Source organism: Acinetobacter sp. GD03645, from assembly GCF_029845285.1.
Taxonomy (GTDB): domain Bacteria; phylum Pseudomonadota; class Gammaproteobacteria; order Pseudomonadales; family Moraxellaceae; genus Acinetobacter; species Acinetobacter corruptisaponis.
The window spans coordinates 1-12,799 of the sequence record NZ_JAOCLL010000023.1 but is presented as its reverse complement, the minus strand read 5'-3'; the positions used below and the strand labels follow the sequence as shown (position 1 = coordinate 12,799).

The window sequence follows — 12,799 nt, the reverse complement described above, 5'->3', positions numbered from 1 at the left end:
TATGGTCAAGAATACCCAGCCATTTTTGTTAAAAGATCAGCAAGCGGTGATCGAAAACTTGTCCGTTTTACAGGAACAATCTAAAGAGACGCATCTTAATCAATTATTTGCAGCCGATCCTTTGCGTTTCCAGAAATTTTCAGTTGAATATGATCAACTTGTTTTAGATTTTAGTAAGCATCGAATTAGTCAGCAGATTTTAGATGGGTTAGTTGATCTAGCACAGACCCGAGATTTGGCGCAATGGATTAGAAAGCTGTTTTCAATTGAGCAGATTAATTACACTGAACATCGGGCTGCTATGCATTGGGCATTGCGTTTGCCCAAATCTGAACAGGGTTGCTCTGAAATTAACCAACAGGTGCATACACAGTTAGAGCGTATGTATGCTTTGGTTGAGAAAATTCATGCGGGACAATACCGTGGCGTGACGGGTGAAGTCATTCATGATGTGGTAAATATTGGTGTGGGTGGTTCCGATTTAGGTCCATTAATGGTCACTCATGCGCTCTCAGACTATAAAACAACCACAAGTAAACCTTTAGGTATTCACTTTGTTTCGACCATGGATGGCAGTCAGCTTTCTGATTTGCTGCATCAATTACGGCCAGAAACCACCTTATTTATTATTTCGTCCAAGTCTTTTGGTACGATTGATACGCTTTCTAATGCCCAGACAGCACGTCAATGGTTAGAGAAGACATTAGGTGTAGACAATAATATTCTCAAACATCATTTTATTGGGGTTTCTACGAAACCAGACAAGATGGCCGCGTGGGGTATTGCATCTGATAACCAATTATTATTATGGGATTGGGTCGGTGGTCGCTATTCCTTATGGTCCTGTATTGGCTTACCGATTGCACTGAGTATTGGAGTAGAGGGCTTTAAGCAATTATTGGCTGGCGCTTATGCGATTGATCAGCATTTCCAGACCGCACCATTTGCTCAGAATATTCCTGTACTCATGGGCTTATTAGGTGCATGGAATAATAATTTTCTTGATATCCAGACACACGCAATCTTACCTTATGATGGTCGATTAAAGTATTTTGCCGCGTATTTACAACAGTTGGAAATGGAATCCAATGGCAAATCTATTCAGCGTAATGGGGAAAAGGTTAATTTGGCGACTTGTCCGATTGTGTGGGGTGAAGTGGGTCCAAATGCACAACATGCCTTTTATCAACTGTTACATCAAGGCACGCACTCAGTCAGCTGCGATTTTATTGCACCAGTGAAACGTTATAATGCTAACCAATTTACCTATGCTGAAAATGCAGAGGCCTTAGTTGAGCAACATCATTTGGCATTATCAAATTGTTTAGCACAATCGCGTTTGCTTGCATTTGGTAATCAGGCACTTGCAGCCGATGAGCTTGAAGATTTGCCAGCTTATAAGCAATATGAAGGTAATCAACCGAGTTCAACCATTCTATTAAAAGAGCTGAATCCCTATAGCTTAGGAATGTTGATTGCATTGTATGAACATAAAGTTTTTGTGCAATCTGTTTTATGGAACATCAATCCCTTTGACCAATGGGGCGTTGAAAAAGGTAAAGAAATCGCCAATCAACTATTACCAATTCTAAATGGTGAACAGGGTGATTTATCTGCATTTGATACCTCAACGCAAGGTCTACTTCGAATATTATTAGGAAAAACAGATGGCTAAGATTTTAGTTGCAGGTGGTGCTGGCTATATCGGTTCTCATACTTGTGTCGAATTACTGAATGCAGGACACGAAGTCATTGTATTTGATAATTTATCGAATAGTTCTGAAGAGTCATTAAACCGTGTCCAGCAATTAACCAACAAAACTTTGGTTTTTGTACAAGGTGATATTCGTTATGAAGATGAATTAGACCAAGTCTTTCAGGATCATCACATTGATGCCGTGATTCATTTTGCAGGTTTAAAAGCAGTTGGTGAGAGTCAACAGATTCCATTGACTTATTTTGATCATAATATTGCTGGCAGTATTCAGTTAATGAAGTCGATGGAAAAAGCAGGTGTATTTACACTGGTGTTTAGTTCATCGGCAACGGTTTATGATGAAGCGAATACTTCGCCACTCAATGAAGATATGCCGACAGGAATGCCAAGTAATAACTATGGTTATACCAAGCTGATTATTGAGCAGATGCTACAAAAGTTGGCGCAAGCAGATGCTCGCTGGTCGATTGCATTACTGCGTTATTTTAATCCAGTGGGCGCACATAAAAGTGGTCAGATTGGGGAAGATCCTCAAGGGATTCCAAACAATCTCATGCCATATGTGACACAAGTGGCTGTTGGTCGTCGTGAGAAATTATCCATTTATGGCAATGACTATGACACGATAGATGGGACAGGTGTACGTGATTATATTCATGTCGTAGATTTAGCCAATGCACATTTATGTGCGTTGAATAATCGCCTTGCTGCACAAGGCTGCCGTGCCTGGAATATTGGGACAGGCAATGGATCATCGGTTCTACAAGTGAAAAACACCTTTGAACAGGTGAATGGTGTGCCTGTTGCTTTTGAATTTGCACCACGTCGTGCGGGTGATGTTGCAACTTCGTTTGCAGACAATGTTCGTGCAGTGAGTGAGTTAGGCTGGAAACCTCAATATACCTTAGAAGATATGTTGACGGATAGCTGGAATTGGCAGAAGCAAAACCCGAATGGATATAACAGTTAAACTAAATTTATATGAATAAAAAAAGGAGCTTTATGCTCCTTTTTTATTGATGAGCATTAAGCTTGAATCAAAGCTGTTAATTTATCTACATAATGTTGCATTGGTTGTGGATTCTGATCAGCACGGCTTTCAATATTTAAACGCAATAAAGGCTCGGTATTCGAGGCCCGTACATTTAAACGCCATGCACCAAAATCAAGACTAACCCCATCAGTACGATCAATCTGTGGATTCTGGTCTGCATAATGATCAAAAATCTTTTGTACAGTTGCTTGGGTGTTCTCTACTTTAAAATTGATTTCACCACTACATGGGAATTTGGCAATCATATTTTCAACCAATGTTGAAAGTGTTTGATCTGTCTCTGACAATAAAGCAATGGTCAGCAACCAAGGAATCATGCCGCTGTCGCAATAAGCGAAATCACGGAAATAGTGATGTGCGCTCATCTCTCCACCGTAAACAGCATTATGTTCACGCATCACATCCTTAATAAAGGCATGTCCTGATTTTGACTGTACCGCGATACCCTGATATTGCTCAACAATATCAAAGGTATTCCAGACGAGACGCGGATCATGTACGATTTTTTCGCCTGATTGCTTGATCAGGAATGCCTGTGCCAATAAACCTACAATGTAATAACCTTCAATGAATTGTCCTTTTTCATCAAACAGGAAGCAACGGTCGAAGTCTCCATCCCAAGCAATACCCATATCCGCGTTGTGCTCAAGCACAGCCTTACGAGTACTATCACGATTTTCGATCAAGATTGGGTTCGGAATCCCATTTGGGAAAGTTCCATCCGCTTCGTGATGAATTTTAATAAACTCAACAGGAATATTCAGTTGTTGGAACTTGTGTTCAATCGCATCAATGACATGACCTGCTGCACCATTGCCTGCATTCACCACCAGTTTAAGGGGCTTAATTTTTTGTGGATCAATATAAGTCAGTAGGTGCTCAACAAACTCAGGCAAGATATTATAGTTTTCAGTTGAGCCTTTTTGCTCAACCTCTGCAAACTCACCAGATTCAGCGAGTGCTTGTATTTCTTTTAAGCCTGTATCTGCACTAATTGGGCGGGCATTTTCACGTACCAATTTCATACCATTGTAATCCATCGGATTATGGCTCGCGGTCACTTCAATCCCACCTTGTACATCGAGATGGAACGCCCCGAAATAGACTTCTTCAGTGCCAGTCATACCCAAATCTAAAACATTGACACCTGCATCATTTAAACCACGAATCGTTGCTTGTTTTAAGCCCTCACTACTCAAACGGATATCACAACCAATCACGACCTTTTTAGGTTGATAGATTTGTCCATAGGCACGACCGATCTTATAGGCAATTTCTTCGTTAAGTTCAGTACTTAATTTGCCGCGGATATCATAGGCTTTAAAGCAAGTCAGTTGAGTCATATTTAAAAGCACTGTTGTTGTTTATAAATGTTTTGCAGTATACAAAGACTCGACTGGATTGAACAATCATAGATACAGATTTCATCATTTTTAACTGACTCAATAAGTTCAAGCACTTATATCTTCGGTATCATAGAAAAAGGTTGTTTCACGTGAAACAACCTTTTTGAGTTTATGGGATGGATCGTATTAAGCTGATTTTGCTAAAACTTCTGCTACAGCTTTCGCAACTTTATAAACATTATTCATGTTTAAACCCGCAACACAGATACGACCACTGCGTACCAAGTAAATCGCATAGTCTTCACGTAATGTATCCACTTGCTCACCAGTCAAACCTGTGTAGCTGAACATACCTTTTTGATTGACAAGGTAGCTAAAGTCGCGATCTGGTAATGCTTTAGTCAACTCATCTTTGAGGATACTACGCATTTTAATAATACGTTCACGCATCTCTTTGACTTCGCCTTGCCATTGTTGGTTTAAATCGGTGTCATTTAAGACTTGATCAACCAACCATGCACCAGTGGTTGGTGGGCTAGAATAGTTGCGGCGTACAGTTGCCTTTAACTGACCGAACGTGCACTGTGCTGCTTCAGCATTGTCACACACAAAGGTTAAGCCGCCTACACGCTCACCGTAAAGTGAGAAGATTTTTGAGAATGAGTTGCTGACAATAAAGTTTAAGCCTGCCTGGTCTAAAGCACGGATTGCATAGGCATCTTGCTCCATACCATCACCAAAACCTTGGTAGGCAATGTCGAGGAATGGAATTAAGTTGCGTTCTTTTAATACCGCGATGACCTGATCCCATTGGGCTGGATTGAGATCTGCACCTGTTGGGTTATGGCAGCAAGGGTGCAATAACACAATGCTTTGCTCAGGCAATGTTTTCAGTGTCGACAACATACCATCAAAATCAACACCACGTGTTTCAGCATCAAAGTACGGATAGAAATTGCTCTTGATTCCCGCACCATTGAAAATAGCAACGTGGTTATCCCAAGTTGGCTGACTGACCCAAACTTCTGAATTTGGAAAATAGGTTTTTAAGAAGTCAGCACCGACCTTTAATGCACCTGAACCACCCAATGTCTGAATTGTTACAGCACGATCCTGCTGAACTGCTGGACTATTTGCACCAAACAACAACGCCTGAATCGCCTCACGGTAAGGTTTGAAACCCTCCATTGGAAGATAAAGCTTGGTTTTATCATTTTTTGGCGCAATACGTTTCTGTGCTTCGATAATGGTATCAAGTTGTGGAACGATACTATCTTCGTTGTAGTACAAACCAATACTTAAATTAACCTTTTCAGTGCGTGGATCAGCATTGAACTGTTCCATTAATGAGAGGATTGGATCGCCTGCATAAGGTGGGATATGTTGAAACATTAACAATGTCCTTTTATTCAACAAGGGGCATGGATGTGTCTTGAGGAGCGTTGCTCCAGATGCCCAATAATGTACCAATAAAGCCAATATGAAGCACGCTGTTATTTGCATTTCTAGTGCAGTATTTACTTACAAATTTTGTGGAGAATGGACTCATGATAAGGATTTTTTACAATCAGGCTGTCATACCATCGTCGTAAGATAGAAAGCCTAAATAATGAAAAAGAGAGATAAGTTAAAATGGAAAACAGTAAACTTATTATTATAAATATTTGTTTTATATTGTTTTAATGTGAATTTCTATTTGGTTTTAATTAGCTTTCATGGTGCCTCAAGGGAATATGGTTGACCAGATTAGTCTTGTTTATTGTCGACAATTCTATTGCAATTTTTGTTTTATATCGTTATAAAATCATCAAAATGGTAGAGATTGTCGACAATATGCAAGATACCCTTGTTCCACAGGCCATCAGCGCAAGTCAGGGAAGAACACTGACGGAACACGTATTTAAGCAAATTCAGTCTGCGATTGTATTGGGGCAAATTCCCGCAGGTAGCAAGATTTCAGAACCTGAGTTGGCACGGATTTATGGTATTAGTCGCGGTCCACTACGGGAAGCGATTCATCGTCTGGAAGGGCAGAAGCTGGTTGAACGTACTGCCCATGTCGGTGCTAGGGTGGTTTCGCTTTCATTACAACAGTTTAAAGAGTTGTATCAGATTCGGGCTTCATTAGAGGGTCTGGCCTGTAAATTGGCGGCACATCATATTGATAAAAAACAAATTCTGGCCTTGCGTGACGTGTTGCGGATGCATGCCGAAGATGAAAATTTTAAAGCAGGTAAGGGTTATTACCTACAAGAAGGTCAAGACGATTTTCATTACTGCATTATTAAAAGCAGTGGCAATAAAACCCTAGAAAAAATGTTATGTGATGAGTTGTATCACCTCATCCGTATGTATCGAATCCAGTTTTCAAATACTCCAGATCGACCAAGCAAGGCTTGGGACGAACATATCCGCATTTTAGATGCGATTGCTGATGGTGACGGTGAGCTTGCCGAAATGCTGATGCATCGTCACATCAATGCATCCTACAAAATTGTTGAGCAAACATTGCTGCAAACTCAAGGAGAATATCAACATGGCTAAATCTGCTGGTCAGCTATTCCGCGACGCGGTCGCAAATGAAAAACCATTACAGGTGGTGGGGGCGATCAATGCCAACCATGCCTTATTGGCAAAACGTGCAGGCTATAAAGCCATTTATTTGTCAGGTGGTGGGGTTGCCGCAGGTTCGTTAGGTTTACCTGATTTGGGTATTAGTAACCTTGATGATGTGTTGACTGATGTGCGCCGTATTACCGATGTCTGTGACTTACCATTATTAGTTGATGTGGATACAGGTTTTGGTGCGTCAGCATTCAATATTGCACGTACCACCAAGTCGATGATTAAGTTTGGTGCTGCTGCGATGCACATCGAAGATCAGGTTGGTGCAAAGCGTTGTGGTCATCGTCCGAATAAAGCCATCGTAACACAACAAGAAATGGTCGATCGTATTAAAGCGGCAGTCGATGCGCGTACCGATGAAAACTTTGTGATCATGGCGCGTACCGATGCACTTGCGGTTGAGGGTTTACAGGCTGCCATTGACCGTGCGGGTGCATACATTGAAGCGGGTGCAGATATGCTGTTCCCTGAAGCTATCACTGAATTGGCAATGTATAAGCAATTTGCTGACCTGACCAAAGTTCCAGTTTTAGCAAACATCACAGAATTTGGTTCTACGCCATTATTTACCACTGAAGAACTGGCTTCTGCGGATGTGAGCATTGCGTTGTACCCACTTTCAGCATTCCGTGCTATGAATAAGGCGGCTGAAAATGTATATGTGACTTTACGTCAGGAAGGCACACAAAAGAACGTTGTTGACACCATGCAAACCCGTCAGGAGTTGTATGAGCGCATTAATTACCATGCGTTTGAACAGTATCTTGACGCATCGTTTGAAAAAAATAAATAACCCAACTTAATAGATAGAAAAGGACAATCTTATGAGCTCTAATGAAACCCCAGTAGGCTTTAAGCCAAAGAAATCAGTTGCACTCAGCGGTCAAGTTGCAGGGAACACTGCGCTATGTACAGTGGGTCGTAGCGGTAATGACTTGCACTACCGTGGTTATGACATTCTTGACCTTGCAGTCGGCAGCGAATTTGAAGAAGTTGCACACTTGCTGGTACATGGCAAACTGCCAAACAAAGCAGAACTCAAAGCCTATAAAGCTAAACTTAAAGCGCTTCGTGGTTTACCAGCAGCATTGAAAACTGCATTAGAACAACTTCCACCATCTGCACATCCAATGGATGTGATGCGTACTGGTGTTTCAGTTCTCGGTTGTTTAACGCCTGAACATGAAGACCATAATGAGGCAGGTGCAAAAGATATTGCTGATAAGTTGATGGCAAGCTTAGGCTCAATGTTGTTGTATTGGTACCACTTTAGCAACAATGGTCGTCGTATCGAAGTTGAAACCAATGATGATTCAATTGCTGCGCATTTCCTCCATTTACTTCATGGCGAAGCGCCATCTGAAGAATGGATTCAAGCAATGCATACGTCTTTGATTCTGTATGCTGAGCATGAGTTCAACGCATCGACATTTACTTCACGTGTTGTTGCAGGTACAGGTTCAGATATGTACTCAGCCATCACTGGCGGTATCGGTGCACTGCGTGGTCCAAAGCATGGTGGCGCAAACGAAGTGGCGTTTGTGATTCAACAACGTTATGACAATGCTGACGAAGCAGAAGCAGACATTCGTAGCCGTGTAGAGAAGAAAGAAGTGATTATCGGTTTTGGTCACCCTGTTTACACCATCTCTGATCCACGTAATGAAGTGATCAAGAAAGTAGCGCGTGATCTTGCCAATGCACAAGAAAATACCAAGATGTACTTGATCGCTGAGCGTTTAGAAGCAGTGATGAAAGAAGTGAAGAATATGTTTCCGAACCTCGATTGGTTTAGTGCTGTAAGCTATCACTTGATGGGTGTTCCAACTGCAATGTTTACACCATTATTCGTGATTGCACGTACTGCGGGTTGGTCTGCGCACGTGATTGAACAACGTCAGGATGGCAAGATCATTCGTCCAAGTGCAAACTACACAGGTCCTGAAAACCTGGAATTTAAACCATTGGCGGAGCGTGGTTAATGACAAATCAATACCGTAAACCGCTGCCAAATTATAATGGCAATACCCAGCTCGAATACTATGACGTGCGTCAAGCTGTTGAAGATATTCAGCCAGGCGCATATGCAACTTTGCCATACACCTCTAAAGTGTTAGCTGAGCAGCTTGTGCGTAAAGCTGATGCAGAAAACTTAACTGATTATTTAAAACAACTGATCGAACGCCGTCAGGACATGGATTTTCCTTGGTATCCTGCACGTGTGGTGTGTCACGACATCTTGGGTCAAACCGCATTGGTTGACCTTGCTGGCCTACGTGATGCGATTGCCGATAAAGGCGGTGATCCATCTAAAGTCAACCCAGTGGTTCCAACACAGTTGATCGTAGACCACTCATTGGCAGTGGAATATGGCGGTTTTGATCCTGACGCGTTTGAGAAAAACCGTGCAGTGGAAGACCGTCGTAACGAAGACCGTTTCCATTTCATTGAATGGACCAAGACCGCTTTTAAGAATGTTGATGTGATTCCTGCGGGCAACGGCATCATGCACCAAATCAACTTGGAGAAAATGTCTCCAGTGATTCAAAACCGTGATGGCTTGGCGTTCCCTGATACCTGTGTTGGTACAGATTCACATACCCCCCATACCGATGCGCTTGGCGTGATTTCTGTGGGTGTAGGTGGTTTAGAAGCTGAAAACGTAATGCTTGGTCGCGCATCGTGGATGCGTCTTCCAGACATCATTGGTGTTGAGCTAGTGGGTCAGCGTCAAGCAGGGATTACTGCAACCGACATCGTGTTAGCCTTAACCGAATTTTTGCGTAAAGAGCGTGTAGTTGGCGCATACCTTGAGTTCTTCGGTGAAGGTGCAGACACCATGTCAATTGGTGACCGTGCAACCATCTCCAATATGACCCCTGAATATGGCGCAACCGCAGCCATGTTCTATATCGACCAGAACACCATTGACTATTTACGCCTCACAGGTCGTGAAGATGCACAAGTGGCATTGGTTGAGCAATACGCGAAAGAAATCGGTCTTTGGGCATCTGATATGATCAAGGCTGAGTACCCACGTGTACTACGTTTCGATCTTTCAACTGTAACCCGTAATATTGCTGGCCCATCAAACCCACATGCACGTGTATCTACGGCTGATTTGGCGGCAAAAGGTATTGCAGGAAATTTAGAAGCGGCTAAAGCACAAGAAGCAGAAGGCTTAATGCCTGATGGTGCGATCATTATCGCGGCGATTACGTCTTGTACCAATACCTCAAACCCACGTAATACCGTTGCGGCAGGTTTATTGGCACGTAAAGCCAATGAACTTGGTTTAGTGCGTAAACCTTGGGTGAAATCGTCTTTTGCACCTGGTTCTAAAGCGGCTGCATTGTATCTTGAAGAAGCAGGCGTACTCAAAGACCTTGAGCAACTTGGCTTTGGTATCGTGGCGTATGCATGTACCACCTGTAACGGTATGTCGGGTGCGCTAGACCCAGTGATTCAACAAGAAATCATTGATCGTGACTTGTATGCCACTGCGGTACTTTCAGGTAACCGTAACTTCGATGGTCGTATCCATCCATATGCAAAACAGGCATTCTTGGCATCTCCGCCACTCGTTGTGGCCTATGCGATTGCAGGAACCATTCGTTTTGACATCGAAAAAGATGCACTGGGTACAGACAAAGACGGTAACCCGATTTACCTGAAAGACATCTGGCCGTCTGATGCCGAAATTGATGCGCTGGTAAAAGAAGCGGTTAAGCCTGAACAATTCCGTAAAGTCTATATTCCAATGTTTGACTTGGGTGTGACCGAAGAAGCGGAAAGCCCATTGTACGATTGGCGACCAATGAGTACCTATATCCGCCGTCCGCCGTATTGGGAAGGGGCGTTGGCTGCACCGCGTACTTTGTCGAACATGCGTCCGCTTGCAATCTTGGGTGATAACATCACCACTGACCATTTGTCACCATCCAATGCGATTATGATGGATTCGGCTGCGGGTGAATATCTACACAAAATGGGTGTACCTGAAGAAGACTTCAACTCATATGCAACGCACCGTGGCGATCATTTGACTGCACAACGTGCAACATTTGCCAACCCGAAATTGTTTAATGAAATGGTGGTTCGTTCAGACGGCACTATTAAACAAGGTTCAAAAGCGCGTGTAGAGCCAGAAGGCGAAGTGATGCGCATGTGGGAAGCGATTGAAACCTATATGAACCGTAAGCAACCGTTGATCATTGTGGCGGGTGCGGATTATGGTCAGGGTTCAAGTCGTGACTGGGCTGCCAAAGGTGTTCGTCTTGCAGGCGTTGAAGCGATTGTGGCTGAAGGTTTTGAGCGTATTCACCGTACTAACTTGGTGGGTATGGGCGTGTTACCGCTTGAGTTTAAACCAGGTGTGAATCGTAAGACGTTGAAGTTAGATGGTACCGAGCTTTATAGCGTGATTGGTAATATCTCACCTCGTTCGACTTTAACTTTAGTAATTGAACGCGCCACAGCGGATGGTAAAGAAGAAATTCTTGAAGTGCCTGTAACATGTCGTTTAGATACAGAAGAAGAAGTTTCTGTATATGAAGCTGGCGGTGTATTGCAGCGTTTTGCGCAAGACTTTTTAGAAGGTCAAGTGGCTTGATAATGTACTAATTTTGTTGATTATCTTTAATAAAAGCCCTACTTTAGAGTGGGGTTTTATTTTTTGAGTATATATGCGAGATTATTTAGGGCAGTTAGGTGAAAGCACTTTTGCAATGTGGTGTGCTCAAGTTGGTTTAATTGCGAATGGTTCAGCAATTGATAAAACTGGATGGGATTACTATGTAGAATTCCCAATATCTCCCAATATAACTACTCATGAATTACATAAATCAGCTTTTGAATGTAAAGTCCAAGTTAAAGCAACGGATAAGCAAGATAGAAAACTCCCTGTTACTGTTTCAAATCTTAGACGGATGGCAACTTTACAAATGCCAGCGTTTTACATTTTTCTAGAATTTGATGGTAAAAATGAAGCACAGAATGCATTTGTTTTACATATAGATAATGAATTGGTTTATAAAATTCTTAAAAGAGTCCATCAAATAGAACAAAGTGAAAATAAAAAAGATTTAAATAAAAGAACAATTACTCTTGATTATAGCGAGAAGCACAGGCTTGAAAAATTAGATGGTGAAAATCTTAAAAAAACTTTGTTGAAATATATTGGTGAAAACTATTCTGATTACATAGTTAATAAAAATAAGTACTTAAAAGAGTGTGGTTTTGAAGATGGATATGGAACAGTCCAATTCTCTATTGGTGGTGAAGATGGTATCAGGAAGATTATTGATGTTTCATTAGGATTGGAAGAAGATTTAGATGTCCAAAATTTAACTAATATTGAAAAGCGATTTGGTATCCCATCTAAAAAGTCTAATTTTGAAATACCTAATGCAAAACTAAGTTTGGGGAGGTTATCCCCTAAAAAGGGAAAAATCAGATTTAAAGAAGACCATTTATCAAGTGGTTTAGTTTTTGATATAGATTTTTATAATTCGCCTTTTAGCTTTAAGGAATTTAGGAAATTTGCAAAGTTTAGACTTGTTTGTGATTTCTTTGATATGACCTTTGAGCCATATGTGAGTAAAGCCAATTATAGTTTTACTTTAGGTGACAATAGACGGTTTGAACTAAAAAAATTAAAAGATGCTATTGCTCTAATAAATCTAATGAGTAGAGATAATCAAAAGGCTATTATTGAGTTGGAAATAGAGGGGTTTGATCTTTTAAAGTTTGATTTTAAAAGCCAATTTTGTAAAAGAGATTTGAAAATATTTGATGAATTGTTAGATAACCCCAATCCTGTTTAAGCCCTCGATTCATAAACCTGAATCGTTGGCTTATTTTGATGACAGAGTTGATAAGCACATAAAGAAGCATAGATACCTGCTAAATAGCCTGCAACACTTCGGGCTTTAGTCGTTACTAAATGGTATGTTCCCTTAAGCAAGCTGAATAAAGTTTCAATCTTGTTGCGTTGTTTGAGATGATATTCATCTTCTTCTGATAATTGAACTGCCTGCATATTTTTACGGTGATAAG

General features: G+C 41.5%; 9 protein-coding genes and 1 pseudogene. 7 read left to right on the top strand and 3 right to left on the bottom strand.

From position 1 onward, the window contains the following. Window position 1: 1 nt before the first annotated feature. Window positions 2-1,675: a glucose-6-phosphate isomerase gene (pgi, locus tag N5J47_RS15785; protein ID WP_279960829.1), complete on the top strand. Its 1,674-nt coding sequence runs from the start codon at window positions 2-4 to the stop codon at window positions 1,673-1,675. After that, the gene (gene galE, locus N5J47_RS15780) at window positions 1,668-2,687 is read left to right on the top strand and encodes a UDP-glucose 4-epimerase GalE (protein ID WP_279960828.1); all 1,020 of its coding nucleotides are present in this window, start codon (window positions 1,668-1,670) and stop codon (window positions 2,685-2,687) included. The genes pgi and galE overlap by 8 nt, the downstream gene beginning before the upstream one ends. A 56-nt stretch (window positions 2,688-2,743) precedes the next feature. Here the strand turns inward: galE and N5J47_RS15775 are convergent, their stop codons facing one another. Together N5J47_RS15775 and N5J47_RS15770 are read right to left on the bottom strand one after the other, a co-directional pair. Further along, entirely contained in the window at window positions 2,744-4,114 is a 1,371-nt protein-coding gene (locus N5J47_RS15775; RefSeq protein WP_279960827.1) for a phosphomannomutase CpsG, read from the bottom strand. 189 nt (window positions 4,115-4,303) lie between these two features. Beyond that, window positions 4,304-5,509 carry an aspartate/tyrosine/aromatic aminotransferase gene (locus N5J47_RS15770; RefSeq protein ID WP_279960826.1) on the bottom strand — a complete coding sequence of 402 codons (1,206 nt, stop codon included), beginning with the start codon at window positions 5,507-5,509 and terminating at the stop codon, window positions 4,304-4,306. A 441-nt stretch (window positions 5,510-5,950) separates the two neighbouring features. Here N5J47_RS15770 and N5J47_RS15765 point away from each other — a divergent pair, with 441 nt between their 5' ends. The 5 genes from N5J47_RS15765 (at window position 5,951) to N5J47_RS15745 (ending at window position 12,567) form a co-directional block, all read left to right on the top strand. Then, window positions 5,951-6,661, top strand: coding sequence for a GntR family transcriptional regulator (locus N5J47_RS15765; protein WP_279960869.1), 711 nt, complete (start codon window positions 5,951-5,953; stop codon window positions 6,659-6,661). Further along, the gene (gene prpB, locus N5J47_RS15760; protein WP_279960825.1) at window positions 6,654-7,535 is read left to right on the top strand and encodes a methylisocitrate lyase; all 882 of its coding nucleotides are present in this window, start codon (window positions 6,654-6,656) and stop codon (window positions 7,533-7,535) included. The genes N5J47_RS15765 and prpB overlap by 8 nt, the downstream gene beginning before the upstream one ends. A gap of 31 nt (window positions 7,536-7,566) precedes the next feature. Continuing rightward, window positions 7,567-8,724, top strand: a complete 1,158-nt coding sequence (prpC, locus tag N5J47_RS15755) for a 2-methylcitrate synthase (RefSeq protein WP_279960824.1) — start codon at window positions 7,567-7,569, stop codon at window positions 8,722-8,724. Continuing rightward, on the top strand, window positions 8,724-11,354 hold the full coding sequence (gene acnD, locus N5J47_RS15750) for a Fe/S-dependent 2-methylisocitrate dehydratase AcnD (RefSeq protein ID WP_279960823.1): 2,631 nt from the start codon (window positions 8,724-8,726) through the stop codon (window positions 11,352-11,354). The genes prpC and acnD overlap by 1 nt, the downstream gene beginning before the upstream one ends. A 73-nt stretch (window positions 11,355-11,427) precedes the next feature. Beyond that, entirely contained in the window at window positions 11,428-12,567 is a 1,140-nt protein-coding gene (locus N5J47_RS15745; protein ID WP_279960822.1) for a DUF4365 domain-containing protein, read from the top strand. Here N5J47_RS15745 and N5J47_RS15740 read toward each other — a convergent pair. Next, window positions 12,564-12,799, bottom strand: a pseudogene (locus N5J47_RS15740) (IS982 family transposase); the annotation flags it as partial. The gene N5J47_RS15745 and the pseudogene N5J47_RS15740 sit on opposite strands and share 4 nt — an antisense overlap.

What these genes read in the sequence shown, in the direction of transcription:
- N5J47_RS15745 (WP_279960822.1), top strand. Translation starts at nt 11,428, where the DNA reads ATGCGAGATTATTTAGGGCAGTTAGGTGAAAGCACTTTTGCAATGTGG.
- N5J47_RS15770 (WP_279960826.1), bottom strand. Translation starts at nt 5,509, where the DNA reads ATGTTTCAACATATCCCACCTTATGCAGGCGATCCAATCCTCTCATTA.
- prpC (WP_279960824.1), top strand. Translation starts at nt 7,567, where the DNA reads ATGAGCTCTAATGAAACCCCAGTAGGCTTTAAGCCAAAGAAATCAGTT.
- prpB (WP_279960825.1), top strand. Translation starts at nt 6,654, where the DNA reads ATGGCTAAATCTGCTGGTCAGCTATTCCGCGACGCGGTCGCAAATGAA.
- acnD (WP_279960823.1), top strand. Translation starts at nt 8,724, where the DNA reads ATGACAAATCAATACCGTAAACCGCTGCCAAATTATAATGGCAATACC.
- N5J47_RS15775 (WP_279960827.1), bottom strand. Translation starts at nt 4,114, where the DNA reads ATGACTCAACTGACTTGCTTTAAAGCCTATGATATCCGCGGCAAATTA.
- pgi (WP_279960829.1), top strand. Translation starts at nt 2, where the DNA reads ATGGTCAAGAATACCCAGCCATTTTTGTTAAAAGATCAGCAAGCGGTG.
- galE (WP_279960828.1), top strand. Translation starts at nt 1,668, where the DNA reads ATGGCTAAGATTTTAGTTGCAGGTGGTGCTGGCTATATCGGTTCTCAT.
- N5J47_RS15765 (WP_279960869.1), top strand. Translation starts at nt 5,951, where the DNA reads ATGCAAGATACCCTTGTTCCACAGGCCATCAGCGCAAGTCAGGGAAGA.